Origin of the sequence: Mycobacterium sp. smrl_JER01 (genome assembly GCF_048513595.2) — a bacterium.
Lineage (GTDB): Bacteria > Actinomycetota > Actinomycetes > Mycobacteriales > Mycobacteriaceae > Mycobacterium.
The window spans coordinates 125,624-150,971 of sequence record NZ_JBLXXK020000002.1; the positions used below are offsets into that span (position 1 = coordinate 125,624).

General features: G+C 65.7%; 29 protein-coding genes and 1 pseudogene. 15 read left to right on the top strand and 15 right to left on the bottom strand.

The annotated features are described in order from the left end of the window. The first annotated feature begins 39 nt into the window (after positions 1-39). From eccD to ACNUDN_RS28825, 4 genes are read left to right on the top strand one after another with little or no spacing between them, the layout of a single operon-like run. Positions 40-1,437: a type VII secretion integral membrane protein EccD gene (gene eccD / locus ACNUDN_RS28810; protein WP_419125360.1), complete on the top strand. Its 1,398-nt coding sequence runs from the start codon at positions 40-42 to the stop codon at positions 1,435-1,437. Beyond that, positions 1,434-2,819, top strand: a complete 1,386-nt coding sequence (gene mycP / locus ACNUDN_RS28815) for a type VII secretion-associated serine protease mycosin (RefSeq protein ID WP_041801108.1) — start codon at positions 1,434-1,436, stop codon at positions 2,817-2,819. Before eccD ends, mycP begins: the two co-directional genes overlap by 4 nt. Further along, entirely contained in the window at positions 2,816-4,924 is a 2,109-nt protein-coding gene (gene eccE, locus ACNUDN_RS28820; protein ID WP_011896186.1) for a type VII secretion protein EccE, read from the top strand. Before mycP ends, eccE begins: the two co-directional genes overlap by 4 nt. 13 nt (positions 4,925-4,937) lie before the next feature. After that, entirely contained in the window at positions 4,938-5,270 is a 333-nt protein-coding gene (locus ACNUDN_RS28825) for a histone-like nucleoid-structuring protein Lsr2 (RefSeq protein ID WP_011896185.1), read from the top strand. A gap of 68 nt (positions 5,271-5,338) precedes the next feature. On the opposite strand, the gene ACNUDN_RS28830 is transcribed toward ACNUDN_RS28825, so the two are convergent. Next, positions 5,339-5,785, bottom strand: coding sequence for a helix-turn-helix transcriptional regulator (locus ACNUDN_RS28830; protein WP_041801107.1), 447 nt, complete (start codon positions 5,783-5,785; stop codon positions 5,339-5,341). Positions 5,786-6,073: 288 nt separating this feature from the next. On the opposite strand from ACNUDN_RS28830, the gene ACNUDN_RS28835 reads away from it, so the two are divergent. The 3 genes from ACNUDN_RS28835 (at position 6,074) to ACNUDN_RS28845 (ending at position 7,763) form a co-directional block, all read left to right on the top strand. Next, positions 6,074-7,123 carry a DUF2637 domain-containing protein gene (locus ACNUDN_RS28835; RefSeq protein WP_011896183.1) on the top strand — a complete coding sequence of 350 codons (1,050 nt, stop codon included), beginning with the start codon at positions 6,074-6,076 and terminating at the stop codon, positions 7,121-7,123. Positions 7,124-7,225: 102 nt separating this feature from the next. Continuing rightward, the gene (locus tag ACNUDN_RS28840) at positions 7,226-7,609 is read left to right on the top strand and encodes a hypothetical protein (RefSeq protein WP_011896182.1); all 384 of its coding nucleotides are present in this window, start codon (positions 7,226-7,228) and stop codon (positions 7,607-7,609) included. A gap of 10 nt (positions 7,610-7,619) precedes the next feature. Continuing rightward, positions 7,620-7,763, top strand: coding sequence for a hypothetical protein (locus tag ACNUDN_RS28845; protein WP_158022120.1), 144 nt, complete (start codon positions 7,620-7,622; stop codon positions 7,761-7,763). Between the two features lie 253 nt (positions 7,764-8,016). Here ACNUDN_RS28845 and ACNUDN_RS28850 read toward each other — a convergent pair whose 3' ends face one another. After that, on the bottom strand, positions 8,017-8,532 hold the full coding sequence (locus ACNUDN_RS28850; RefSeq protein WP_041801106.1) for a DapH/DapD/GlmU-related protein: 516 nt from the start codon (positions 8,530-8,532) through the stop codon (positions 8,017-8,019). Between the two features lie 120 nt (positions 8,533-8,652). Between ACNUDN_RS28850 and ACNUDN_RS28855 the strand changes: the two genes are divergently transcribed. Beyond that, positions 8,653-9,881, top strand: a protein-coding gene (locus ACNUDN_RS28855) for an IS3 family transposase (RefSeq protein WP_419120833.1) whose coding sequence is annotated in 2 segments (ribosomal slippage) — positions 8,653-8,965 and positions 8,965-9,881 — 1,230 coding nt in all. Because the reading frame shifts where the segments join, the coding sequence is not laid out codon by codon here. 118 nt (positions 9,882-9,999) lie between these two features. Further along, a complete protein-coding gene (locus ACNUDN_RS28860) occupies positions 10,000-10,170 on the top strand; it encodes a hypothetical protein (RefSeq protein ID WP_158230581.1) in 171 nt (56 codons plus the stop codon). 32 nt (positions 10,171-10,202) lie between these two features. On the opposite strand, the gene ACNUDN_RS28865 is transcribed toward ACNUDN_RS28860, so the two are convergent. The 5 genes from ACNUDN_RS28865 to pip form a co-directional block, all read right to left on the bottom strand. Continuing rightward, positions 10,203-11,018 carry an ExeA family protein gene (locus ACNUDN_RS28865; protein ID WP_011896180.1) on the bottom strand — a complete coding sequence of 272 codons (816 nt, stop codon included), beginning with the start codon at positions 11,016-11,018 and terminating at the stop codon, positions 10,203-10,205. Further along, a complete protein-coding gene (locus tag ACNUDN_RS28870; RefSeq protein ID WP_041801157.1) occupies positions 11,015-12,502 on the bottom strand; it encodes a DDE-type integrase/transposase/recombinase in 1,488 nt (495 codons plus the stop codon). Before ACNUDN_RS28870 ends, ACNUDN_RS28865 begins: the two co-directional genes overlap by 4 nt. A 113-nt stretch (positions 12,503-12,615) precedes the next feature. Next, complete coding sequence (locus ACNUDN_RS28875; protein ID WP_099248877.1) at positions 12,616-13,215, bottom strand: helix-turn-helix domain-containing protein; 600 nt, start codon at positions 13,213-13,215, stop codon at positions 12,616-12,618. A 224-nt stretch (positions 13,216-13,439) separates the two neighbouring features. Continuing rightward, positions 13,440-13,964 carry a glyoxalase superfamily protein gene (locus tag ACNUDN_RS28880; RefSeq protein WP_011896176.1) on the bottom strand — a complete coding sequence of 175 codons (525 nt, stop codon included), beginning with the start codon at positions 13,962-13,964 and terminating at the stop codon, positions 13,440-13,442. Between the two features lie 259 nt (positions 13,965-14,223). Then, positions 14,224-15,207 (bottom strand): prolyl aminopeptidase, encoded by a 984-nt coding sequence (gene pip, locus ACNUDN_RS28885; protein WP_011896175.1) that lies wholly within the window; start codon positions 15,205-15,207, stop codon positions 14,224-14,226. A gap of 190 nt (positions 15,208-15,397) precedes the next feature. Here pip and ACNUDN_RS28890 point away from each other — a divergent pair, with 190 nt between their 5' ends. Next, positions 15,398-15,859 carry a hypothetical protein gene (locus tag ACNUDN_RS28890; protein WP_011896174.1) on the top strand — a complete coding sequence of 154 codons (462 nt, stop codon included), beginning with the start codon at positions 15,398-15,400 and terminating at the stop codon, positions 15,857-15,859. Between the two features lie 18 nt (positions 15,860-15,877). On the opposite strand, the gene ACNUDN_RS28895 is transcribed toward ACNUDN_RS28890, so the two are convergent. After that, positions 15,878-17,025, bottom strand: a protein-coding gene (locus tag ACNUDN_RS28895) for an IS3 family transposase (RefSeq protein ID WP_085981177.1) whose coding sequence is annotated in 2 segments (ribosomal slippage) — positions 15,878-16,749 and positions 16,749-17,025 — 1,149 coding nt in all. Because the reading frame shifts where the segments join, the coding sequence is not laid out codon by codon here. 97 nt (positions 17,026-17,122) lie between these two features. Between ACNUDN_RS28895 and ACNUDN_RS28900 the strand changes: the two genes are divergently transcribed. After that, positions 17,123-17,320 carry a hypothetical protein gene (locus ACNUDN_RS28900; protein ID WP_041801103.1) on the top strand — a complete coding sequence of 66 codons (198 nt, stop codon included), beginning with the start codon at positions 17,123-17,125 and terminating at the stop codon, positions 17,318-17,320. A gap of 158 nt (positions 17,321-17,478) precedes the next feature. On the opposite strand, the gene ACNUDN_RS28905 is transcribed toward ACNUDN_RS28900, so the two are convergent. Continuing rightward, positions 17,479-17,853: a cytidine deaminase family protein gene (locus tag ACNUDN_RS28905; protein WP_199203337.1), complete on the bottom strand. Its 375-nt coding sequence runs from the start codon at positions 17,851-17,853 to the stop codon at positions 17,479-17,481. 67 nt (positions 17,854-17,920) lie between these two features. Here ACNUDN_RS28905 and ACNUDN_RS28910 point away from each other — a divergent pair, with 67 nt between their 5' ends. Continuing rightward, a complete protein-coding gene (locus tag ACNUDN_RS28910; protein WP_011896170.1) occupies positions 17,921-18,451 on the top strand; it encodes a DinB family protein in 531 nt (176 codons plus the stop codon). A gap of 87 nt (positions 18,452-18,538) precedes the next feature. Here ACNUDN_RS28910 and ACNUDN_RS28915 read toward each other — a convergent pair. The 6 genes and pseudogenes from ACNUDN_RS28915 to ACNUDN_RS28940 all read right to left on the bottom strand — a co-directional run. Further along, positions 18,539-18,655, bottom strand: a pseudogene (locus tag ACNUDN_RS28915) (glyoxalase superfamily protein); the annotation flags it as partial. Between the two features lie 39 nt (positions 18,656-18,694). Then, complete coding sequence (locus ACNUDN_RS28920; RefSeq protein WP_011896169.1) at positions 18,695-19,753, bottom strand: site-specific integrase; 1,059 nt, start codon at positions 19,751-19,753, stop codon at positions 18,695-18,697. 407 nt (positions 19,754-20,160) lie between these two features. Then, complete coding sequence (locus ACNUDN_RS28925) at positions 20,161-20,874, bottom strand: hypothetical protein (protein WP_011896168.1); 714 nt, start codon at positions 20,872-20,874, stop codon at positions 20,161-20,163. A gap of 5 nt (positions 20,875-20,879) precedes the next feature. After that, positions 20,880-21,746: an RAMP superfamily CRISPR-associated protein gene (locus ACNUDN_RS28930; RefSeq protein WP_011896167.1), complete on the bottom strand. Its 867-nt coding sequence runs from the start codon at positions 21,744-21,746 to the stop codon at positions 20,880-20,882. After that, positions 21,743-22,168 carry a hypothetical protein gene (locus tag ACNUDN_RS28935; RefSeq protein WP_011896166.1) on the bottom strand — a complete coding sequence of 142 codons (426 nt, stop codon included), beginning with the start codon at positions 22,166-22,168 and terminating at the stop codon, positions 21,743-21,745. The genes ACNUDN_RS28930 and ACNUDN_RS28935 overlap by 4 nt, the downstream gene beginning before the upstream one ends. A gap of 21 nt (positions 22,169-22,189) precedes the next feature. Continuing rightward, positions 22,190-22,867, bottom strand: a complete 678-nt coding sequence (locus tag ACNUDN_RS28940) for a hypothetical protein (protein WP_011896165.1) — start codon at positions 22,865-22,867, stop codon at positions 22,190-22,192. 251 nt (positions 22,868-23,118) lie between these two features. Between ACNUDN_RS28940 and ACNUDN_RS28945 the strand changes: the two genes are divergently transcribed. The 3 genes from ACNUDN_RS28945 to ACNUDN_RS28955 are packed head-to-tail and all read left to right on the top strand — an operon-like array spanning position 23,119 to position 25,309. Further along, positions 23,119-24,009 carry a hypothetical protein gene (locus tag ACNUDN_RS28945; RefSeq protein WP_011896164.1) on the top strand — a complete coding sequence of 297 codons (891 nt, stop codon included), beginning with the start codon at positions 23,119-23,121 and terminating at the stop codon, positions 24,007-24,009. Continuing rightward, entirely contained in the window at positions 24,009-24,479 is a 471-nt protein-coding gene (locus tag ACNUDN_RS28950) for a hypothetical protein (RefSeq protein ID WP_011896163.1), read from the top strand. The genes ACNUDN_RS28945 and ACNUDN_RS28950 overlap by 1 nt, the downstream gene beginning before the upstream one ends. Beyond that, complete coding sequence (locus ACNUDN_RS28955; RefSeq protein ID WP_011896162.1) at positions 24,476-25,309, top strand: phosphoadenosine phosphosulfate reductase domain-containing protein; 834 nt, start codon at positions 24,476-24,478, stop codon at positions 25,307-25,309. The genes ACNUDN_RS28950 and ACNUDN_RS28955 overlap by 4 nt, the downstream gene beginning before the upstream one ends. Positions 25,310-25,348: the final 39 nt, after the last annotated feature.

A 25,348-nucleotide genomic window follows, 5' to 3' on the forward strand; every position in this document is an offset into this window, starting at 1 on the left:
ACAGGAGGGGCGGTAGTGGTTGCCACACCAGGAGCTGCCTTGTCGCGGGTAGCGGTGAGATACGACACGACGCAAAAGGATCTTGTCCTGCCGTCGTCAGTGCCGATCGGGGAGTTCATCACCGACGTCATCGACGCGCTTGCCGAAGATGCCGACATCGAGTCGCCCCGCGACGGGCACTGGACGCTGGCACGCATGGACGGGGCCATCAAACCCGATCAGACACTCAACGACGCCCGAGTGCTCGACGGGGCAATCCTCGAACTGCGCTCGGTCGCATCGACCGAGCGCTATCGGCCCGTGATCGAAGACGTCGTCGACGCGGTATCAGAAGCGGCCGCGCAGGCCGCCCGACCTTTCGACGCCGCCGCCGCGCGCCGTGCCGGGCTCGCCGGTCTGGTTGCCGGTGGAGTGGCGCTGTGCGCAGGCCAGTGGGCGCTGTGGTGGGCCAACGGATTCAGCTGGATATGGATGGCAGTGGGTCTGGTCGGGGCCGCGGCCGCACTGATCGGGATGACCTCGGCGACGCTGCGGTATCGATCCCCGGATGCCTCGACGGCCTGGGCGGTGGTCTGGGTGGTCGCGGCCGCGGCGATCGGCCAGGTCGTTCCGGTGTCGCAGCGCACCGCCGTTCCTGGCGTGGCGCACCTGCTGATCAGCGCTGTCGGGATGGGCATCGCCGCACTATGTGCGCTGCTGATCACCCGCCGGCACCTGGCCGCCTACAGTTCAGTGATCGCGATGGCCGCCGCCGCAGCACTGACCTGCGTGGTGGTCGAGTACACCGAGTTGGCCCCCTCGGCGATCGCAGCAGGCGCCGTACTGGTCGGGCTTATCGGCCTGCTCCAAGTGCCGCGAACGGCGCTGGGTTTGGCGCGAATCACCCTGCCGCCGGTACTCGCGCCAGGCCAAGAAGACATCGAGGTCGGCAGCGGCGTGGACGCCGACGAACTGGAAACACTGCGCCTGCGCGCCCAGCGCGCCGTCCAACTGACCTCGGGGCTGATGGTGGCCACCGTGGCGGTGGTGTCCGTGGCAGCCGCGGTGGTCTTCGATCCGAGTTCCTACTACGTCAGGCAAATGATCGGGATCGCGGTCTGCGTGGTGCTGGTCCTCGTCATCCGCGGGCGCACCATGCCCAACCAGATCCAGGCGTACGCGATGTTCAGCGGCGCGGTGGCGGTGATCATTGGGGTCGCCGCCAGAGCCTTGCTTGCCTGGCCCTCAGGGGTAGCGCCGATCGTGGTCATGGCGGCGGTAGCCGCAGTGACTGTGGGGCTGAGCGTAATCGCGATCGTGGTGCCGGGCCGCTCGGTCAATCCGCGGGTGAGCCGGTGGGTGCAGTGGTTGGGCAACGCCGCGCTGGGTGTGGCGTTCCCCCTGTGCTTTTGGGTGATGGGCGTCTACGCCACGCTTCGAGATCTGAGCCTGGGATGAGCGCAGATTCGCTCGGGAATTGGCTCTGGCGGCCCGTGGCCATCGCTGCGGTCGCGATACTGGTCGCGGTGATCGGCCCGGCCGCGCCAGCGGCGGCGCTGACCCCGCCCAGCGTCGATGCCGCCGCGGTGCCGCCGGACACGACCGGCCCTGAGGTTCCCATGGCCCAGCCTGTGGCCTGCCAAACCCCCGGCGTGCTGCCGGGCAGTAACTTCGCCGACCCGCCGCCCGGGTGGCGGCTTCTCAATCTTGATGCGGTGCGGCCGTTTGCCACCGGCGCCGGAATCACCGTGGCGGTCATCGACACCGGTGTCACCCCGAACTTCCGGCTGCCCAACCTAAGGCCCGGCGGCGATTACGTCACCGATGGTGATGGGTTATCCGACTGCGACGGGCACGGCACCCTGGTCGCTGGGATCATCGGTGCCTCACCGCATCCCGGCGACGGCTTCGCCGGGGTTGCCCCCGATGCCGCACTGATCAGCATCCGGCAATCCTCCACGCATTTCAGCCCCGAGCGCGCGGCCCCGCCGGGGGACGACCCGAATGCCTCCGAGACCGCGATGGATCTGCGGGCGATGGCGCGGGCGGTGGTACACGCGGTCAACTTGGGGGCTCAGGTCATCAACATCTCGATGGTGTCGTGCATGAAGGCTGTTCGTCACGCCGATGACCGGGAGCTGGGTGCCGCGCTGCGGTGGGCGGCCACCGAACGCAATGTCGTGGTTGTCGTCGCCGCGGGCAACACCGGCGGGGACTGCACCCAGAATCCGGCGCCGCCGGCAGGAGATCCAGATAGTTGGGACAACGTGGTCACCATCGCGTCGCCGGCCTGGTGGGCCGACTACGTCCTGGCGGTCGGGTCGGTCAACGGTGACGGCGCGCCGTCGACGACAACCCTGCAGGGCCCGTGGATGGATCTGGCGGCACCGGGCGAGCTGATCACCAGCATCGGCAACTATCCCGATGGGCGGCTGGTCAACGGAGTGCCCGGTCAGGACGGTGTGCTGGTGCCGATCTTCGGTGATTCCTACTCGGCGGCCTACGTCTCCGGGGTGGCGGCGCTGGTCCGCCAGAAATACCCCGAGCTCAACGCTTTCCAAGTGATGAATCGACTGAAGGCCACTGCGCGGGCTGCTCCGACCACCCCGGATCCGGCATTGGGATGGGGAGTGTTAGACCCGTTGGCGGCCTTGACGTGGAATGTCGCCGATCCGGTGCCGACGCGGCCGGTGAACGAGGTGATCGTCCCGCAACCGCCCCCGCCACCGCCGGACATGGCGCCACGCCAAGTCGCGACCTACACACTGCTGGGTGTGGTGGCGCTCGGTGTCGCTGTTGTGGGCGTGGTGTTCGCGCTGCGGAGGAAGCAGAGCCGATGAACAGTGGGAGCGGCCGTTTACAAACGGGTGCAGCATCGGGGTTCACCAAGCCGCCGGTGTGGGGAATGCGGTGGACGCTGTGGCGGACCATCACCGTGCTGGTGGTGTCAGTGGGCTGGGTGGCGGCCACCGTGGGGAGACTGCATCCGGTGTGGGTCGCGCTTCCGGTGGTCGTTCTGGCGCTGTTGGCGTTCAGCACCGTCTACCACGTCACGCTGACACGGTGGGTCCAGCGCAGATGGACTTGGTGGCGGCGCCGTCGTGCCGCCACCCCGCCGCAGTGGCCCGCAGCCCTGGATGTACCCACCGGTGGGGTGCCGATCGGTGTGGTCTCGGAGAACGAGACACTGACCATGATGGTCGAGCTACGGCCTGATCCGATAGCGCCCAGCGTGGTCACCGACACCGAGGAACGCACAATCAACACGATCAGCATCGCGATGTTGACCGAGATGATGAACGTGCTCGACGTCGAGCTCGACTCGATCGACCTTCTCGGCGACGGGTTTCGGGCCGTCGGTGGATTCTCCGATCTCTACCAACAGATGACGGGCCCCACCCCAGCTGCAGCGGCGCGGTCGAACTGGATCGTGCTAAGGATGCGCCTTTACGAGAACTTGGCAGCGATCGATCGCCGTGGCAGGGACATCGAATCCGCGCACCGGGTCGCCGCCACGACATGCCTTCGTGCGGCCGACATGCTGGCGGCCAAGGGGATCGACGCTGTCCCGGCAAGCGCGGCGCAGATCGATGCGGTCAACGCGGCACTGCACGACGACACACCGACTGTTGATCACTGGTCACACATGGAGAGTCGTCAGGGGTACGCCAGCGTGTACTACGCCGATCCCGCGCATATCAGCGTCGATTCGCCGCAGTGGTGGACATGGACGTTGGCGCAAAGAACATCCACGCTGATCCGGCTTAGCCGCGCTGGCGGTGACACCGTGAACATCGCCGCACTGGTGCGCTATCGCACCGCTGCCCGTCCGACGGCGCCACCGGTGTCGCGGCTGGGCCCGCTCTACGGCGTGCAACCGGCGATGTGGCGTCAGTTCCGGATCGGGTACTTGCCCTTCGAGGCGCCCATCCCGTCGACCCTGCTGACCGGCGCGGATCCGGTGATTCCGTTCGGGCCGACCGGGCCCGTCATCGGATCCATCGGCGACCCGCGGGACAAGGCTTCGGTGCACCTACCGCTGGCGGGGCCGATCACCGTCCTGTGCCAGACTCCACTGCTGCTGCGGCAGGTGGCCCTGCGCGCCAGTGTGACCGGACGTCCCCTGGTCGTGGTGACCGATCGCGCAGCGCAGTGGGAATCGATTGTGGCGGTGGCCGCGTCAGGGGCAGTGGTCGGGTCCATCCCGGAATCGCTGCCCGATAACGCACTTCTGGTGCTCGACACTGATGACGAATGGCCGGCCACGCTTCCGCGGGTCACGGTGCTGACCAACGATGAGGCCTGCGACGCTGACGTCGAGCTCGTCGACGCCGACGCGGAGAACTCCTTCACCCTGCAAACCCGTACCGGACTGAGCGCCCGCGTGCGAGCCAAACCCACCCACGAGGAACGCCGCCTGCTCGGAGTCAATCCGCCGTCAGCGCCGCGCGCGGCCACCCGGGGCGCGGAGCCGGAACTGGCCCGCCCGACACGGGGCGTCCGTCCCGATCTCAATCCGACGGGCGTCAGGGCGCAGCCGGCGGGCCAGCCGCGCTGGCCCGCCGACACGAGCGCACCGGCCGCCACCGACCATGCGGCCGCAACCGCCGGCCCAGACCTACCCGGTGTGCGCTACCAGCGCGGTGGTGAGACCGAACAGAATCGGCCGACCGCCGCGGTACCGGGCGGTGATACGGCGCCGCGTCGCAAACCGCCGCCGCCCCCGCCCCCGCCTCCTGCGCGTCGGGGCAACGGCCAAGGGCCTGGAGCGCAGCCCCCGCCACCAGTGCGGCACCTTCGACCGGTCGGATCCCCGCCGCGAGGATCCTCGCCAGGGCGGCATCGCAGCGACGACAAACCGGCACCACCGCCCCCGCCTCCGCCGCCATCGCCGCGTCGTCAGGGACCAGGCGGTGCGCCACCCCCGCCAGAACCGCGACGATAAGGGGCATCCACGAATGGCCAAGAAGGTAACGGTCGAACTCGTCGACGACATCACTGACGAGCCCGGGGCCAGGACCATCCACTTCGGCCTGGACGGCGTGGACTACGAGATCGACCTGATCGACGACCGGCCCCTGCGTGAAGCCCTGAAGCCCTATATGCGGAGGGGCCGGCGCGTCGGCGGCTCGGCCAAGGAACGCGCCACCCCCCGCGGAAGGTCGGATTCCACTCTGATTCGCCAATGGGCCCGCGACCACGGCCACGAGGTTCCCGAGCGGGGCCGGCTTCCTAAGGCCACGATCCGCGCCTACGACGAATTCCGGCGCCAGGCCCGCGACATCGAGTGACGGGTGTGGCTATCGCCTTTGGTCCCGCCAGCGAAGTGAACGAAGTGTCGACGCTGGTTGCGGCCTGGTCAGGCGGTGGTTCCGGGAGGGCGTTTACGGGCCCGCTGGTAGGCCTGCTGGTAGTCCTCCGTGGATACGCCTAGCAGCTCCGCCAACTTGGTCGCGGTGGCTTCGGTGAGTCCAATGTCGGCGCGCTCGATCCCTCGTAGCGTGGTGGTGGCGATACCGGCCGCGGCGGCGAGTTGCGGTTGAGTGAGTCCGCGGATGACGCGCCAATCACCGGGAAAACGCTCATCGACCGGTACGGTCACGACCAGCTCAATCGGGGCATCGAGAATGGCCATGACACGAGCCAGGAGGTCGACCTGAGGCGTGCCGCGGCCTGCTTCCCAGGAATGGACAGTCGACTGGCCGACGTCGGCGAGGCGCGCGAGATCAGACACGGTGAACTGGCGGTCCCGCCTCACTTCGGCGAACCGCTGTGCATTGAACCCACGCAGCACCCGCCTGGTCATACGCGGGTCCGATTGGCGGTCATAACTAGATAGGTTCACTGACGCGATATCCAAATGGTCAACTGTGCTGTCATAGACTAGAGTCTTAACACGTCCTGCCGTGCTTAAACCCCGCCGAGACGTCAGGCATCGACGAGACAACTGACCCTTGCGCGGCGGCATCACCAACGTCGGCAACGCTGGGTCCCAGATCCCGCCGAGGACGAACGTCCTCACCATCGGGCCATCCACCTCACCTGCGGCAGGTGGTCTTGAAAACAGGGTGGCCACCGACAACGGTTAGTAATCATGGAAGACCGCCGCAACGGCCACAACGCGAAAGAGGCAGCTGCCAAAGGCATTCCGGTGGCCGCCCAAGGATGTGGCACCGCGGAGCCGGGCCCTGGTGCACCCGAGCGGGAGCTGCGAATCTCACCAACCGCAGTGCGCGTCGCGTGCATCGTTGCAGTCCTGATCACCGCAGTCGTCGCGGCCGCGAGCTTCGTGCTCAGCTTCGCCTCTCTGGCCGATCTCGCGCAACGTTCCGGATATCCGGCCGAGCTGGCCAAACTGTGGCCCGTCATCGTCGACCTCACCATCGTTCTGGCCACCGTCGCCGTCATCGTCCTAGGCCCGGCTGGCGTCGGTAGCCGCGCCCACCGCCGCTACTTCTGGGCAGTGCTGGCAATCTCGGCGATCATCAGCATCGGCGGCAACGCCCTGCACGGCTACCTCCCGCCCGACACAGCACTGTGGCCCTGGTTGGCCGCCTGCATCGCCGCGGTCGCTCCGCTGAGTCTTCTGGCCACCGTGCACGGAGCCGCTACCATGCTGCGCATCTCAGCCTTCGTTTCACGACGCGCCCCGGCCGCCGACGCCTCCGTGGACACCCCCACCGCGGAGGCGCCCATCGCGGAGGCTCAAGACACCCCCGTCAGAGTGGGTGTCTTGAGCCCCGCCCCCGTCAGAAAGCAGCGAAGAATCCCCGTGCTCGACCTCGAAGAACCCGTCGTCGAGCCACCCTCCGACCCGATCCGTGCCGCCGCCGCGCCCGGACCGCAGGCGGACCGTCGCGCCGGCGCGGCCATCGACACGGTCGAGCCCACAACTGGGCCCAGCGCGGCCGCTGCGGCGCCTGAGGTATCGACCGGGTGGATGCAAGTTGCCGCATCCCTCGTCCGAGACGGGGCGACACAGAAGTCCGTAGACCAGACGGCGCAGGTCCTCGAACTGTGGGACCAAAAGGTCCCTTTCACCGTGATCGCCCGCCAGACCGAATTGCACCACAGCACCGTGAGATCCATCATCGAGGCGGCCCGACGACTCCTCGACGGCGCCGAAGGCGGGGCCCGGGCATGAACAGGCCCCGGCCCCAGCAGCCCGCCAGCGGCGCACCCCCGACCACGCACCCACGCGACATCGACGCCGCAGACGACCTGCAACTGGCCGGGAGGTTGCGCTGTGGAGCTTGACCTGTGGCCGCGCCAGCATGACTTGCCGCCACGATGGGACGGCCTGCCCGTCGAATGGGGCAGCTGGTCGGACACCGCCGACATCATCATCTGCCCGCCTCCGCCACGACGCCCCAAATGCGTGCGCTGCGGAAGCCACCAAGATCCCCACATGAATCTCGGCAGGGTCTGGACCGAACCAGGCATGGTCCGCGCGATTCGCCGGGCCCAGCTGTCCAATGGACGGCACCTCGTGGCCCACCTCGCCGCGTTCCGCTGTCCCGACTGCGAACACGACCACGTGATCGACCTCGTCAACGACCAAGCGTGGGATCTGGACACCACCGACTACACCGACGACGGCTCCTACGACGTCGCCGCCGGCCGAGGCTAGCGAGCCCGTCGTGACCGTTGTCCAGCTCGACCTGTTCGGCGAGATCGAAGCCGCCGAGCACGCAGACGCTGCAGCCCGAGACAACGCGGCGATGCAGGCCGCTACGTTCCTCGTCGAGACACCGTGGCCAGACCTATTGATCGCTTATCCGTAACGAACCTTGAAGATAAGGCTCTTTGAGCAGTTCTAGACGATGAATACATGTGTAAGCCCGGATGAGAATCGGGTCTTGCTTGTTGCACATGTAACCGACGGCATTGCCGCTGCGTACCGTCTCGTTGTTTGCCGACATCGAAGATTCGAGACACTCGCTATCTCTACGTCTGAGACTGGTCAATCTTGTGTAGATATCGCACAATCGATCCCCCGGAAGGGGGACGAAGGCGCGCTGCGGTCTTGTTTCGCCATCAGCGGGGGCAATCGAGTGTTTTGACGACGGTTGCCGGTACGCCGGCGACCAGTGTCCGCGGGGGAACGTTGCGGGTGACGACGGCGCCGGCTCCAACAATGGCATCATCGCCCACGGTCACACCTTGCATGACCAGCGCGGACGTACCAACCCACACGTTCCGTCCGATAGCGATTGGCGCGGAAGTGATCCCGACTCGTCTCTCAGTGGGGTCTAGCGGGTGCCCCGAGGTGATGAGACTGACGTTCGGGCCGAGCATGACGTCATCTCCGATATCGATCCCGCCGATGTCGTTGAAACGGCAATTCTGGTTGACGAACACATTCCTGCCGACGCGGATGTTGATTCCGTGGTCTGAGTAGACCGGCGGGATGAGATGGAACTTCTCATCGACAGTTTGTCCCGTGAGCCTGCTCCAGCCCTGGCGGATGGCCTTCTGATCTGCGTATTCGAGCGTACTTAGTTCCGCGGTGAGCCGGATTGCACGCTGCACCGTCTGCGCAAAGTCCATCATCGTCCTCTCGAATGAACAACCTCTAGGTGTGAGCATTGAGCAGAACTCGGGCCCTGACCCCAGGTGTTGGACACGCTGAATCCCGCAAGATTGGCGGGGGAAGCGAGATGATCGACACCGATGGCAAGGAAAAATTATCCCGAAGAGTTCAAACGAGACGCGGTAGCGCTGTACCGGGATACCGAGGGCGCGACGGTCACCGAGATTGCCGCCGAGCTCGGTATCAGTGGGGTGACGTTATCGGCGTGGTGCAAAGCGGCCGGGGTGCCGATCCGGCACCGCAACCTGACTCCGGCAGGACAGCCGGCGCCGGGTGCGGAAACCCCTGATCAGGAGCTGGCCCGGCTCCGAGCCGAGGTGCAGCAGCTGCGTGCCACACAGACTCGGTTGTCGACCGAGCGTGACATTCTGCGGTCGGCGGCCAAATATTTCGCCGGGGAGACGAACTGGTGAGCCGCTTTCAGTTCGTCGCCGACCACCTCGACGCCTATCCGGTGAAGTGGCTGTGCGCGGTCGTCGAGGTCGCGCGTTCCTCGTTTTATGCCTGGTTGGCCGGCGCTGGCGGCCGTGCTGCGCGTCAGGCCGCGGACGAGGCACTCGAGGCGCGTATCCGCACTGTGCACGATGCGGATAGCACCTATGGTGCGCCGCGGATCACCGCTGAGCTCAACGACGGTGTCCCCGACCAGGAGCGGGTCAACCACAAGCGGGTGGCACGGGTGATGCGCACCGCCGGGATTGCCGGCTACCGCCGCCGACGACGGGTGAAGACCACGACGCCGGATCCGGCGAACCAGAAGGTTCCGGACCTGCTCGGCCGGGATTTCACCGCAGCGACACCGAATGAAAAGTATGTCGGAGACATCACCTACCTACCGTTGGCGACCGGGTCGAATCTGTATCTGGCGACGGTGATCGACTGCTTCTCCGGCCGAGTCGCCGGGTGGGCGATCGCTGAGCATATGCGCACCGAACTGGTCGAAGATGCACTCAAAGCCGCCGAGGCGCTGCGCGGCTCGCTGGCCGGTGCAGTGTTCCATTCCGATCACGGAAGTCAGTACACCTCAACCGATTTCGCCGAACTCTGCGCAGATCTGGGCGTCGTCCAGTCTATGGGCGGGGTGGGGTCAAGTGCCGACAACGCACTCGCTGAGTCGTTCAACGCCTCCCTCAAACGCGAGATCCTGCAGGACCGCAGCAACTGGCCCGACGCGCCCACCTGCCGCCGCGAAGTGTTCTGCTGGCTGGTCCGCTACAACCTGAAACGGAGGCACTCCCGCTGCGCCTATTCCAGCCCGGCCAGCTACGAAAACACCCACACATCCACTACGCTGCCACAAGCCGCGTAACCACAAATCCCGTGTCCACTACACGGGGGCAAGGCCCCTCAAACCAACAGCTGAGTTCAAACAACTCGTCAGGCGGCGAGCTACAACCACAAGTTGTACATCTAGGGTGGATCTGTGGATGTGGAGTCTGTCCGGACATTCGTGCTGGCTGCCGACGGTGTTGTGCGTCGTCGACGGTGACCATGTCGGCGTCACCGATGGTGGTGATGATGCTGTGATGAGAACGGCCCCGCTCGGTGTGGTGAGCGGGGCCGTGGTGGTCTCGGTGACGGAATCGTCGCCGCGGTGATGCAGTTGTGGTCGTGGTGGTGGGAGTTTCGTTCAGTCTGAAGCTGTTTCGCTGATCGCGATGCGGGCAGCTTTCTCCCCGACGATGGAATGACCGGCAGCGAACGCGGCCGTCAACGCGTGCAAGGCGAGGTTGTTGACCGCGCGGGGGTGCCCGCGCGAGGCGTTGTGAATCAGTGTGACGGCGTCGTCGGCGAACAGGGTGTCGGAGCGGCCGGCGATCTTGGTGTGGTGGCTGATGTAGTCAGCGGTGTCGGCCGGGCTCATCCCAGGCAGGGCGTAGCGCACCGCGATGCGCTGATCCAGGGCGGCCAAGACACCCAGGCGCAGCCGATGCCGCAGGGTCGGTTGGCCGACCAGCACGACCGCGAACGGGGATCCGGAGTCCATGTCGTGGTTAGTGAGAAGTCGGATCGCTTCGAGTTGATGGTTGTCGAGCAGGTGTGCTTCATCGACCACCAGCACTGGGTTGCGGCCCCGTTCGGCGTGTTCAGCGGCCAGGGCCTCGGCGGCCTGAGGAGCGAGGCGGGCGGTGTGAAAGACCGGGGTGTGCCCAAGGGCGGCCACGATGTGGGTGAGCATGCCGCGAACGCCGATGGTGGGGTTGGCCAGGTAGATGATGACGTGGCGAGCCGGGTCCAGGGCGGTGGCGGCGGCGCGGATGGCCACCGTCTTGCCGGCGCCGACTTCGCCGGTGATGACCCCGATGGCGCACTGATTGACACACCAGCTGATCCGGGCGATGGCTTCACTGTGGCCGGGGTGGCGGTGCAGCATCGACGGAGCCAGGTTGCGCCCGAACGGCATCCGACTGAACCCCCAATGTGACTGCAGCCGTTCAATACTCATGCCGACATCCCATCTTCATGGGCAGCGCTGTCGGAGCCGAGGTCGGTGATGGAGAGCTGGCCGGGAATCTGACCGTCTTGTTCAGCTGTGCCGATCGTGGTCTGACCGTCCGCTCCGTAGAGGGCGTGGTAGCCGATACGTTCGTCATGGCGCAGCTGCTCATGATGGGCCGCGGCGGTCAGCGCAAGGTAGTCAATCCCCGTCGCCGGTGTCGGATCGTCACGGGTTTCAGGTCGGGCTTTCGGGTGGGCGTGGCGGGTGATGGTGTGAGCGACCGCGGCACCGAAACTCTGGTCGCGGTAGCGGACCTCGATGGACTCCAGATCGAAGGGACTGAACACCAGCTCCACCCTGCGCCCGGCCAAGGCGGGATCAACTCGGTAGGTGTTGGAATGCAGCGAGACCGTGGCGGTCTTGGTGACCACCCGAAACTCCGACCACAAGAACGCCTCGGTCAGATCCGCCGCGGTCGGCAATGCCGGCGACCCGCCGAGGCGGTCCCAGCCGTCCTCCCACCGATCCAGCGGGGACTGTCCAGTTTCGGAGTGGGTGCGGCGGTGATACTCGGTTTCGGTCCAGGCCATGAACAGTCGGTTGAGCTCCAACAGAGCCCCACGGTGGTCCACCCCCGCGGCGGTAAGGTCCTCGGCGCTGGTGTCGGTGACTTCAACGAGGAACTGGTCGCGCACGGTGCGGAAGAACCGCTCGATCTTGCCGCGGCCCTGCGGGCGCCCGGGTGCTGAATGCACCAATCGGATCCCGAGTTTCGCGCATGCCCGCAACAGCCACGCATCCACAAAGGCTGAACCGTTGTCGACATAGATCGAGGCGGGAACGCCGCGGGCCGCCAACGCCGGCTTCAGGGCGGCGGCCAGGCGCACAGTGTCTTCAGCGAACCCGAAGCGGTGCCCGACCACCAGCCGAGAGTGGTCGTCGAGGAAGGCGAACAAGTAGGTTTTGCGGTCTCCGACCCGCGGGCCGTGCAGGGCATCGCCGACCCACAGTTCGTTGGGATCAGCGGCTTCGAATCGGCCGAACACCTCGCCTGGCTGACCGGCGGTCGGGCCCATCAACTCACACCGGTGGAAGTGGCGCAGCAGCGTCGACTCCGAGGGCGCCCACCCCGTCGCGGTCCGCAGGATCCGGGCCACCTGAGCCACGGTGCGGGCCGGGTTCTCCCGCTTCAGTGAGACCGCCAGCTCCAACACCTGGGTGTCGGTGCGGGTGCCCAGCCGCCGCGGCTCAGGCACCAGCGCTTCGAACCCGCCCGTCCGGTAGCGGCGGATCCAACGGTCCAGCGTCGCCCGCGCCACCTGCACCTGGGCGCCGAACGGATCGATATGCCGGCGATCAGCGATCTCGCGGACCAGTTTCCCGCGCTGCTTGGTCGACAGCCCTTGCTCGAGGGCGGGGCAGATCAGCTGATACCGAAACAGCCCGATCGCCTGGGCCCGTTCCCGACGTTTGTGGTCCTCCAACGACACCGCCACGTTCTCCTCACACTGTTGACGGCCCGGCCCGAAACCGATTGTCGGGCAGGTGCCTTGGCGAGGATCACCGATCACGTGAGCCCCACGTCAGGGGCAACTGGTGTTGCTCAGATGCGCCGGGCAGCCGGCGGCCAGCACGGCGCCAACAACCTGCCGCCGCTGACCGCCACCATCACCAGCGGTGGCGTCATCACGCCCAGCACCCCAGCCGGGCCGAACCGCGCACCGATCGCCGCGGCGGCGGTGGCGATCGCGGCCACCAGGTCACTCCAGCCGCAGCCAGACCCATCTGGGATTGCCACGTCGATCCCGGTGCCCACCGCGACCTGGAGGAACCACGCCCGCATCGACTCGACACGCCCGGTCACCCGGCGCAGCCATCCCCGCACCGTGCTCGCCGGCACCCCCAGGTTCTCTGCGATTCGGCGATGCCCCCAACCACGGGACCGCAAGACCAGCGCGTTCCAAATAGTCTGTGCGCCATACCCCCTGCGCAACAGTGCCATCACTGGCAGCAACACGTGTGTGACTCGGCATGACCGGCATCGAGCCCGCCGCGGACGCACCGGGCCGGTGACGCCGTGGACACGGCGGACACGGGCGAAACCCCAGCAGGCCAATACGCCGTCGGGGCAGGACGGGCAGTCCATCTGCCCGGACGCCAGCCGGGACTCGACGTGAACGAGATCAGCCTCTACCGTCACCATGAGTGCCTCCGTGCACTACAGCGCGGCACCCTGCGAGCCCGCCAAGACTTCAGCGGGGTGCCGCGCGACCCATCAGTACGTCCTCACCCTGACGGTGCACACCAACACCAGCAACTCCGCAACAATCCGGGCCTCCAGATCGGCAACCTCAACGACGATCCACTACCCCATGGTCGTCATCCCGAAAGACGGCCAACAGTCAGAGACCACCCGGTGACCGCGTTCTATGCGGTGGTCTGGCAGAACCGGATCGTGTTGGAGAACGGGTCGATGACTTCCATGGTGGGTCCGCCTGGTGAGTCGGCTTCGATGCCGGGGTTCATGCGGTCATATCCGGTGGCGTGGAGTTCTTTGTGTAGCGCCGCGACGTCACTGATTGGTACCCATACGGTCGAGCCCGGGGTGCCGTCGCCGTGGTGTTCAGAGAGGTCGAGTACGAACCGGTCGCGGCGCAGCCGCATGTAGAGGATTGATTGCGCGTACTCGAAGCGGTGTTCCCATTCGATGGTGAAATGCAGGTAGTCGATGTAGAACTCGCGTGCCCGGGTTTCATCGAGGCTACGGAGGACGGGCACGGGTGCGCTCATGCCCTGGCGGGTTGGGAGCCCCGCAGCTGCGGTGTTCCAGTCCCGGAAACCGAGCTGCTGGGCCACGATTTCCAAAGCCTTGGAGTGCGTCAGATTGGCGGCGGGTAGTTGGTCCCGGAGTATGCGTGCGGCGCGCTTGGCGTCGTCAAGGGTCAGATCCATCACTTCACCTACGTTTCCGATGCCGGTGTGCGATCAGTGCCCGCGTTGCTGATTGTCCAGGCACCGTGTGCTCGTAGACGAGTGTGGTGGTGACCGAGCCGGATGCGTTCACCTCACCAATTTTTTGGCGCGGGCGGCGGGTCGCATCGAACCCATACAGTGACGTTACTGACTGCCAGCAACGGATTCAATCCCTGATTGATGACAGGGCATAGGCGTGTACTGGGGCACCGTGACCCGAGCCAGAATCTGATCGACATCAATTCTCTAGAACTGAACGCAGCGGGTGAAACCTGGCGATGGCGTCGATGACTGCGGCTCCCATGGCAGGGCTGCCGGTGTGACCGGAGTCCTCGATGATCCTTAGGTCGGCGTCCGGCCACGCCTGAGCGAGTTCCCATGCGGTGAGCAGCGGGCCTGACAGGTCGAGACGCCCGTGGATCAAGACTCCGGGGATTCCTTTCAGGCGGTGGGCGTCTCGCAGTAACTGACCGTCATCAAGCCACGCGCGATGGGCAAAGTAGTGCGTGCAAATTCGCACGAACGCCAGCTTCGCTACGTCCGGTTTCGCACCGTACTGACCGGGACTGCCCAAGCTTTCGTGGGCAATGACGGCGTCTTCCCATGCGCACCAGTTGTGTGCAGCCTGCTCCCGCACGGCGACGTTCGTGTTCTCCATCAGCTGCCGGTAGGCCTCGACGAGGTTCCCGTCGCGGTCGCGCTCGGGTGCCCCCGCGCGAAACCGTTCCCATTCGACGGGGAAGAGCAGACGCAGTCCGCCATAGAGCCAGTCGATCTCCTGAGATCGGGTCATGGTCACTCCGACCAGGACGATTCCGATCACCCGATCGGGGTGGCGTTGGGCGTAGGCCAGGATCAGCGTCGACGCCCAGGAGCCTCCGTAGAGCAGCCACCGGTCGATACCAAGGTGCTCACGCAAGGTTTCCATGTCGGCGAGCAAGTGTTCGGTGGTGTTGTGCGCCATGTCGGTCGCCGGGTTACTGGCGTGGGGCTTGCTGTCACCGCATCCGCGCTGATCAAACAGCACGATCTGAAATCCCTCGGGATCGAACCCCTTGTGGGCGCCACGCGGCCTACCCGATCCCGGTCCGCCGTGCACGACCAGCGCCGGTCGACCATTGGGGTTGCCCCTGGTCTCCCAGTACACAAGGTTGCAGTCCCCCACGTCGAGAAGCCCATGGTTATACACCTGCGATTCGGGAAACGGTCGGTCCTCAGACACAACCGACCACGCTACCGGCGGCCCAATGCACCGCAGCCGTGAAGAACCGAGACGGGATGTGATCGACCTCAAATCTCTACAAACGTGACAGGCTTCTGGGCCAGCAAACATCTGTTCAGATCGGTGGTCGCTGAGAGTTCTTGTCAATCTAAAGTTGACAAATCTACGAACGTCAATAATGTATTGACGTATGTCAGGTTCGTTCATGCTGGCTGGCCAACAGCTTCATCGCCAACTCGGCCAGATCCTTGCCGCCCCGGTTTTCAATAGCGACAGCGATCCGATTGATCTGGTGCGTGCAGCGCACCAAATCCGGGGCGGAGCCGAGGCATTGATGGCTGCGGCTGTACGACAGGCACGAGAGGCGGGCCGGACATGGCAGGAAATCGGCCAAGTGCTTGGCGTTTCACGCCAGGCCGCTTTCCAGAAATACGGCAAGCCCATCGATCCTCGAAACGGAGAAGTCATGGATACCAGTCCGCTTCCTGAAGCCATTGAGCTAGCCCGGGCAGTCATCGATGATCACGCTCACGCCCGGTGGGCCGATATCACTGAGCGCTTCGATGAGACGATGCGCGCGGGTCTCACGGAAGCGGGACTCGCCGAGGCGTGGGCCTGGCAGGTCCCCGATAGTCGGACCACTTTGTTCTAGAGCCGTATGTGATTGATGTCAGTCGATCTGGCAGCCTTCCACGGGGTGGTGGGTGTGGCTGCATCGGGCAGAGTACTCGGCCGGGGTGAGGTAGCCCAGAGATGAGTGCCGGTGTCGGTTGTTGTGGTCGTCTTTGAAGTCCTCGATTACCACCCGCGCCTCGAGGAGACTCGTCCAGTGGTTGCGGTTCAGGCACTCCTTCCGTAGCCGGTTGTTGAAAGATTCGATGTGTCCGTTGTTCCACGGCGTGCCCGGTGGGATGTAGGAGATTCCGATGCGGTCGCCGCAGAACTGTTGCAGCACATGTGAAATGAACTCCGGTCCGTTGTCCATCCGGAGCACCAGCGGCGGCCCGCCCCACAAAGCGAATGCCTTGTCCAACTCCACCGTCAACCGCTCGGCGGTGATCGAGCGCTCCACGATGTTCAACAACGACAGCCGGGTGTGCTCGTCGATCATCGAGCAGATTTTGATGGCCTTATCGTCGACGGTGGAGTCGAACTGAAAATCAATCGCCCAGACCACCTTCGGCGCATCTGCTTCGATCTGCGGCATCGTGGAGACGCCGGCGCGTTTGCGAGGGTGGTAGATCCGGACCTGCAGACCCTCTTCTTTCCACAGCCGGTGCACCTTCTTCTTGTTCACCAGTACGCCCTGGTCGTGCTTGAGGTGCGCCCACGCGCGCCGGAACCCGTGCAGCGGGTGTTCGCGTGCGTAGATGCGCAGCGTGGCCCTCAGATCCGCATCGGGATCGGCGGGCGTCTGTGCGACCGGGGTGCGGGCATAGGTGGAGCGGGGCAGCCCAACCGCTCTGCACGCCAACCGTTTCGACAGCTTCATCGTTGTGACGAGCATGTCCACGGCGCGGCGCTTAGCAGCCGGGTCTAAAATTTTCCCCGCGCCACCTCCCGCAATGCGTCCTTCTCCAGCTCGGCATCGGCGAGCAGGCGTTTGAGCCGGCCGTTCTGCTCGCGGAGCTCCTTGAGTTCCTTCGCCGCGTCGGTGTCCATCCCGCCGTACTGGCGGCGCCAGTTGTACAACGTCGCCGCCGACACCTCGAGCTCGCCGGCGATCTCCTCCTGGGTCTTGCCCGCCGCAGCCAGCTCGTCTGCGCGTCGCAGCTTGCGCACGATGTCTTCCGCGGAGTTCCGCTTCCGTCCAGCCATATTCTCTATCGTCCTATCCGGCCCAGGTCACGGGCAACAGGACTCTAAAACAAGATGGCCCCGTTCACCGGGGACATGCCAGGCCTACCTCGCGGGGATGGCCGGCGCATACGAAAAATACGGAGACACGGAGGCCGTGCGCGCTGGCGACTTCACCGTCACCAACACGCCATTGGCCTTCGAGGCCGGCGATTTCGTCGCTCGCATCACCTTCCGCGACGATCGAACGATTGCCGGGCTCTACATCCTCAATCCCGAGGTAGCCGACGGCGATAGCAAATCAGCCACCACGTAAATCCGTATCGCGCAAACGTTTCTAGCGCCCTGCCCGCACATCTCTCTTGGTGAGACAGGAACTGATCGACCTCGTTTCTCTAGAAACGAGACGACCTCAAACGCCTGCGGAAGCTACGGGCTTTGAGAGTCGAGTTAGCGGGGCCGACTACCGTACGATCATCTGAACGGCAGCAGCTCGCGCAGCGCGATCGAGCTGTCTAAGTCGGTCATCACGAGGGTGTCTACGTTGGCCTCATCGAGCTGGATGATGAATTCCCGGCAGCGCCCGCAGGGAGCAAGTACCGCGCCGTGGCGGTCCACTGCCACCATTCGGACGATCTCGCTTTGACCTGCGGTAAGCATCGCGGCCGCGGCTGAATGCTCAGCGCAAAACCCCAGCGATGACGCGGTGTCCACGCAGACACCCACGAACACATCGCCGGTAGCCGTCTCTATCGCGGCGCCGACAGTGCCGCACACAGCGGACTCCGTTAACTGCCGCGGAGCGACCACGGCCCGCGCCGCGGCAAGTAAGCGCTCAAAACCACTCACTACTTGAGTGTGCATCTACCACCGCCTTGTGACCAAACCCCAACCAAAGAGAAAGAGAGTAAATGCCATGCCGGACAACCAAATACGTAATGGTACCGAGCGATTGATCATCGAGAATCTGCTTGACCACAACCGCGAAGCGCTCATCGAGACCGTCCGTGGTCTCACCGAAGCCCAAGCCCGACGCCGACTTGTTGCATCGCTGACGACGCCCATCTCACTGATCAAGCATGCCGCTGGCGCAGAGAGGATTTGGTTTCAGCGGTTCTGGGCGGGACTTGAGGAATCCGAATGCGATGGTTACTCACGCCGTGACGAAGGCACCTTCACCGTGACCGACGACGAGTCGCTCGCTGACGTCATCGCCGAGTTTCAGCGCGCCAGCCAAAAGTCGCGTGAGATCGCGGCCGGCTTCGACCTCGACGACACCAAGGACAACCCGCGAGAAGGAACCGTCAGCATGCGGTGGACGCTGCTGGCCATGATTCAAGAATTCGCGCGCCACGCCGGACACGGAGACATCCTGCGTGAGCAGATCGACCGGCCCACCCCACGCAACCCGCACGCCGAGATGGAGGCACCAGGCCCCGCCACTTGAGACAGGAAGTGATCGGTCTCGATTCTTTAGAAACGAGACAACGGCAATCGGTCACCGGGCGGTCAAAGACCACCCGGTGACCGCGTTCTATGCGGTGGTCTGGCAGAACCGAATCGTGTTGGAGAACGGATCGATCACTTCCATGGTGGGTCCGCCTGGTGAGTCGACTTCGATGCCGGGGTTCATACGGTCATATCCGGTGGCGTGAAGTTCCGCGGATTTCGTTGTTGAGCCGCTCTTGCGTTATCTGGAGTCCGGTGCAGGTGCGGTCGTCTGAGCTGGTGTTTCGTGTTGTGGACGGTGTCGATGACGGTCGTGAGGGTGGGTGCGCTGGCGGTTCAGCATGGGCCGATCGTTATCCGATTGCGATGTGGTGGGGGGTGGGGTGTCGCGGTTCGGTTCTGGCCGAGAACGACAGCGAGTTGGCGGCGTAGCCGCTGGTTTTCGTCGGTGAGTTCGCGGTTGCGGCGTAGCGCGATGTCGAGGCGCTGGCGCAGGGATTGGTCGCTGGACTGTTGCCGGGACGGAATCGTTGGGGTCGGCCGGGGCTGGTTGCGGGCGCGCAGGCGCCGGATCTCGTCTTTGACGTCGGTCTGAGCGTAGAGCCAGGAACGGGAGACGCCTGCGGCGTCGGCGACGGTGCTGAAAGTGATGGGCTGGCGGGTGCGTCGAGCTCGTGCAGGGCGGCCAGGGCTTTTGCGCGGGCGAGTTCGTGGCGTTGGCGGGCGGCGGTGACGAGGTGAATGCTGTTGTCAGAGCGCATGTTCGGTGTCCTGCGAGCAGCGGCAGCCCGCCGCAGTAGCCGGTGGGCAGGGCCTGGGTTGCCTGTGCCAGGCGTTGTTTGGCCCAGGCGGCGTCGGCGAGTGGCCCGCCCGGCCAGCGGTCGAGGGTGCGGCGGCGGTGTTCGTTGATCTGGTCGACCAGCTCGGCGTCGATGGGGACCAGGGCGTCGCGGCGCATCTTGTGATTGAAGTAGCGCAGGTAGGGGGCGCCTTCGGCGTCGGTGGTGATGCAGTCGGCGCGCAGCCGCAGCGCGTCGGTGACCCGCAATCCGCTGCGCATGAGCACGATGGTGATCAGCCGGTAGGTGCGGTTGTCGAACCGGTCGAGGTTGGCCGGGTGTTCGAGCTGGGTCATGACCTGCTCGGCCAGTGCCCGGGGCAGCAACTCGGCGCGGTGCGGGTAGTCCTCGTTGTAGAAGGTGACCGTGGCGGCCAGGCCCGAGTGCCAGTGGTGCTGGCGGATCGCGGTGAACAGCCCGTTGAGCGTGCCGATGTGGCTGCGGCGGCGTTCGATGCTCAACTCGCTCAGGTCGGCGAGGTAGTGCTCGAGTGACTTTGGTCGGTCTCTCGAAGAATCACGCGATGACCTTCAATCCTTCGGCTACGACACGCCGGTACCGCTGATCAGGTCCGACTCGTACACCACTCTGCTGGACGCAACCGCAACGTGTTACCGGCGCAGCGGAAACTATGCCGGCGTCGGTTCTCGTGGTTGTCGCAGGGTACGACACCTACGAGCGCGCGCCGTGGCTCGCACGTTCTGCAAGATCTGCCTTCGTGCGTTGTCACCGTGCGACCGGGGTATGAGCGCGGCAGGTTCGCCGCTGGATCGCCAATCATGGTCAGGCCAGGCAATCCCGGAGGTCCGGGCCGGGGGCGGAACCTCGGCGCGGTGTGTGTTGATGCGTGGCGGGCCGGTCTGCCTGTCTACCGCGCTGGATAGTAGGCGGTGGTTCGGTTTCCCGGATGGATGTATGGGGGTCTGACTGCGGCGGTACCCAAGGATCCGGTCAGAGTGGCGTCGTTGACGCACCGCGGTGGGCATGTTCGGCCAAGGACGCCAGGCTCGTGCTGGTGGCCGGCTTCCCACTCGGTGACATCGTCGAGGTGGCTGATCTCCCAGCGTGAGACGAAACCTTCGCCAACGGCGCGGTGTTTGCCAATCGAGGTGAGGTCTGCGGTCAGGTCGGCGATCGCATCGGGGTCGCCGACAGCACGCCACGTCAGCGTGGACGCAGGATGGGCCATCACGGGGATGACGCGCCGCTGGTATCGGCCAGCGCTGTCGGAGACGGCTTGGGATCCGATGGTGGGCGCGAGGTGCTGGAGGCGGGATCTGTCAGTGCGCATTGTGCGCCAACGGATATCGGGCTCCGCGGGTTGGCGGGGGTGTAGGTCGCAGAATGTGGCCATCCAGTGCCAGTCGGCTTCTTGGCCGGGTGTTCCACATCGTGCCAGCGGAAGCTCGACGTCGGCCGGTGCAGCGTCGGGGTGGTAGGTCAGCTGCTGGCCGGCGCATCGGGCGTCGGCTTTGCGCCGGTGCCACAGCACCGAGGCGAGCAGGCCGTCGAGCGCGATGCCCCATGGGCGTGCGAGGACGACGCCGTGCGGGGTCGTTGCGGTGATCAGCAGGGGACGCATCGGTGTTAAGTCAAGGCCGTGAGGGCGCTGATGGCTTGATCGCGGTGCGTGCGTAGCTCGTCGGTCCAGTCGGGCAGGGGGTCGGGGACGGCGCCGCGCAACGTGGTGGGTGTGGCTGTGGCGCGGATCTGGCCGTGGCCGCTGGCGATGCGGCCGCCGAGGTGTCCGCGGGTGGTGAAGGTGTCTAGGACGGTGGACAGGAAGCTGATCTCGTTGTCGGTGGCGTTGGTGAGCTGAATCCAGCTCTGCAGGCGTGTGCCGGCGGGCAGGGTCTCGACGTAGTAGCGGCCCAGAGGGCTGGTCTCGTCGGTGTCCTGGGTGGGAGGTTGGTGGGTGTTGGGGCGGTGGTCGGCGAGGTGGGTGAAGGGCTCTTCGGCGACGCTGAGCACCGCCGGTGGCGCTGGGTCGCTGTGTGGGGGCCGCGGCAGGATGTGGGCGAGCTCGGCGATCTCGGGCAGGACCTTGCCGACGGTGAGCAGCCCGGACATGATGCGCCCTGATGCGGCGCCACCGAAGACGGCGATGAGCGGGAGCAAGGTTTTCAGTTGGCGTTCGCTTTCGTCTGTCAGGGGTCGGGCGGATTTGGCGAGGCGGCCGCCGTTGGTGAGCAGGTGGGCCGCCGGGACGGGAAGGGTGCTCTCGTAGTCGAGGATCGCGGCGGTGTGTTGTTCGCCGATGCGGCGCAGGACTCCTCGGAAGCTGGACCCCGACACGATGGGGACCTCAGTCATGGTGCCGTCAGCGGAGAGGATCTTCTCGCGTCGGAACAGTGCGAAGTTGTCGGTTCCCACCGAGCTGTAGTCCTCGCGGTGAACGATGGACGACAGCGCCACGATGTCGATGTCCCAGCGGATGGTGCTCAGTGCCGTCATGGGCGGTCCGCGTTGCGTTTCTCGGCGACGGCCTCGGCGATGATCCGGACGCGCAGGATGCGGGCGGGCAGTTTGTGGCGCAGCTCATCGATCACGGGGATCGAGGGTTGGCAGAGTAGCGTCGCCAGTTCCAGGCGGCGATCGCGCTGGCGTGGGGCGGGCGCGCCCAGTGTTCCGCAGACGTCTGACCACCACCGGTCGAGGGTGTCGGCGCGGTAGGCGGCACGGCGTACACGTCCGGGCAGGGCCTCATCCCAGTAGGTCTTGCGGTGGCGGGGTTCGGCTACCCAGCTGGTGTCCCAGTCGATTCCGTAGTGCAGCAGCAGTAGTAGGCGTTCGGCAGTGTCGGCGGGTCCGGGCAACGGCGGTAGCTCGGGGGCGAGTGCTTGCCAGGTGCGGGTGGGTGTTTGGGCCTCCGGCATGGGCGTCACAGTAGCCGGTGGTCAGGGTCGCGGCGGTGAAGGTGACTCTGGTGGTGTCCTGGTCAGGACGCGCGCGGCGGCCCACAGTGGTGGGGTGCTTCGCCACGGCTGGAGCCGTTCCCATGCGGTCAAGATTTTCGTCCAGGTGTCGGCTGGTTGAGACTTGAGGAGGTGGGTTGGTGGTGCTGGACGTGTCAGCTGCGGCCAGGTGGCGCCGAGGGTGCTGCGTAGCCAGCACAGCTCGGCCAATCGGGCGGCGTAGGCGTGGTCCCATCGAAGGACCAGGCCGTCGGTGGCCAGGTGCGCCCATTGCGCGGTCGGTAGCAGGTGGCGGCGTTTGGCGACGACCACGATGACGGCGTCGGTGTGGGGGAGGCCGTCGGGGGCTGTGAGCAGGCCGGCGAGGGTGTGCGGCTGTGGATGCTCATAGACGGTGCCCGGGGCAGTGGCGGTCGCGATGTGGAGGCTGTTCTGGGTGGTGGGTGGCCGGGTGTAGATCCAGGCGCAGGCGGGGCAGAGTCGGCGTGTTCCGTAGGGCCAGCTGTCGAGGTCGGTGAATTTCTCTCGCACGACGCGCGAGCTGGGCACTGTGGGGCACGGGTCTCCGCACCGCCCGCATGGGGCGTCCTGGGATGTCGGGATGTCGCCGGCGGGGCGGCCGGCGGCGATCCAGGCGGCCGCAGCGGGGTCGGAGAGCATCGCCGCCCCAGGGTACGGCTCCTGGCCGGGTGATCGTCGTTGTGCTGCTAGCGTGGCGGGCACTAAACGCACACTGGGATTGGGAGTGATCGTCTCCCGGCGGCCCCTGGGTGCAGAGACACGCTGGGGGCCGCCCCTCCCCGGCGACCTGCATGGTCCTCTTGCCTCGGATTTCTAGACTTGCTGTGTGAGCGTGTCATCGAGCGGGCGGTCTCCCGGTAGCCGGCCTGGCCGGCGGTGGTTCTGAGCTCGTGGGCGCCAAGACCGCTCGACCCAACCGTGAGCCGTTGGTCGTTGACATCGAAGGCGGCACCGTCTCCGAGCGCGAGATCAAGGCTGCCCGGGAAGTGGCTGCCGATGTAATGAGCGATCGCGACTTTCTGCGGTTGGCAAACCGGATTATCGACGAGGCCCGTGATGGCGACTCCTCGCAGACCCGTGCGGCGCGGGATCGTGACCGGGCGACACCGCGCGATGTCAGTTCAGTCGAATCCGATCGGCTGCGCGCGGAGCTTCCCGCACTCGACGAGTTTCGTGAAGCCCTCAGTGGCCGGCAGCGCAAGCTGCGCTCGGTGGTGAAGAACCGGGTCCTCGATCGTGCGCCGGCCTCACAGCATCGCGCGGTCCGTACCTTGCTGAGCGAGGAAGACCCCGCGCAGTGGCGGCGCGTGAATCGGGCGCTGCATCTGGCCGCCGGTGATGTGCAGCGTCTCGATGACGCCGATCGTGTCGTGGTACAGCGTTTAGATCGGTTGGTCCAGGCCTACGAACGGGAGAATGACCGAAGTCACCGCGTGTATGTGGCCGTGCAGCTTCCCGATACTCACCCTGATGTGCGACGGCTGCGTGACGTGCCGGCGAACCTGCGCCGCGGCTCAGTCGTTGACTTTGACCAGTTCACGGTGACAAGGCACAACCTGCACGAGACGCCCGGACATGACAGTGACCGACATCTGGTGTTCGAGATGGTGACCAGTCGTGGTATGTACTTCGGTCGATCCGACAGTGTCGAGGACACCACCCACCTGCTGCCGCGGGGTATGCAGTTCGAAGTGGCCTCAGTCGAGTACGCGCCCTACGAAAAGGCGGGCGAAACAGGGGGTTTCGGTGAACGGATCGTTATTCAACTGAGGGAGCGGTGATGGCCGAGCAGTGGTTGGTGCACCCCAATCGATCCGAGATCGGTCCCAACAAGGCAGGCCGCAACGGCCACTACCGGGCTGCGCGAGGCCGCGGCCGGCGGCTACCCCAGGAGAGCTGTCTGGCGCGGGTCGTTTTGCCGAGCTCACTGGCTGACGTGGCCGATGAGGACGGCAGCGTCACCTTCGCCGGCGAGAATTGGTCTTTTGTCACTGGTGCCGCCCGCAGTTTCGTGCGCCGCCACATCAACGAGGACACCTTGGCCCCGTTCGGGTTCAAACGCGGTGGTCAGTGGGTGTACTGGGATGGCACCGTGGCAGCCGAATCGCGACACGACGGCAGCGGGGCAGCCACGCTGGTGGAGAACTACCTGCGGGCATTGTTTCCCCGCGGCACCCACATCGAGCTGGCTGAGCAGTCCCCGACCGCGCCTGCGACACGTCGCGCGGCCAGCCAGGAGCGGCGTGCGTGAGCACTGACCCGCTCGACCTGGAGCAGCTGCGGCGCATCGCGGCCCGCCGGCGCGGGCCCGGCCGGATCCCGCAGCTACTCGAACGCATCGCCGAGCACCTCGAAACCTACGACGGATTTGTCGCCTGGAGTGGAGGCAAGGACTCCACCGTGGTGGTCGACCTGGCGCGTCGGGTCGACCCCAATGTCCCGGTCGTGTTCTACGACAGCGGTCTGCAGTTCCCCGAAACCCTCAGCTATATCGGAGATCTCGCTGACACATGGAAGCTGAACCTCCATGTGATCCCGGCCGAGCCGGATCTGTTGACCCTTCTGATCGCCGGCGGCGGGTTCGACCACCAGGCCCCAGACCGTGGGCTGGGCGGTCCGCTGGCGGAAGTGATGATCGCCCGACCTGCCGCACTCGCTCACCAACACTTCGGTCAAGGCTCGATGTGGGGTGTGCGCGCACAAGAATCGCCGGCGCGGCGCACCCTCTACAGCAGCCAGCTCGCCGCGTACACCGCATCCCGGACCGCGCGATCGCGGGAAAAGATCCGCGCCGAGCAGGGGGGTGAGGTGCGCCGAAAGGACGGAACAGTCACCCTTGGGCCGATCTGGGACTGGCAACCCAGCCACGTCTTCGAATACCTCGCCGGCCGCGGGATCGCCCCCAACCCTCTTTACAGCAAACTCTCCGCCCTCGGCGCCCCGGTAGACCGGATCCGGGTCGACTCGATCATCGACGCCTCCCAGCTGTCCAACGGCCACATCGCCTGGCTGCAAAAAGGATGGCCCGAACTGTTCGACCGGCTGGCCATGGCCCTACCGCGGCTGCGTGAATGGGTGTAGCCACGGCGCCGACGCCGACCGACCCGCGGTCGCCGCCAC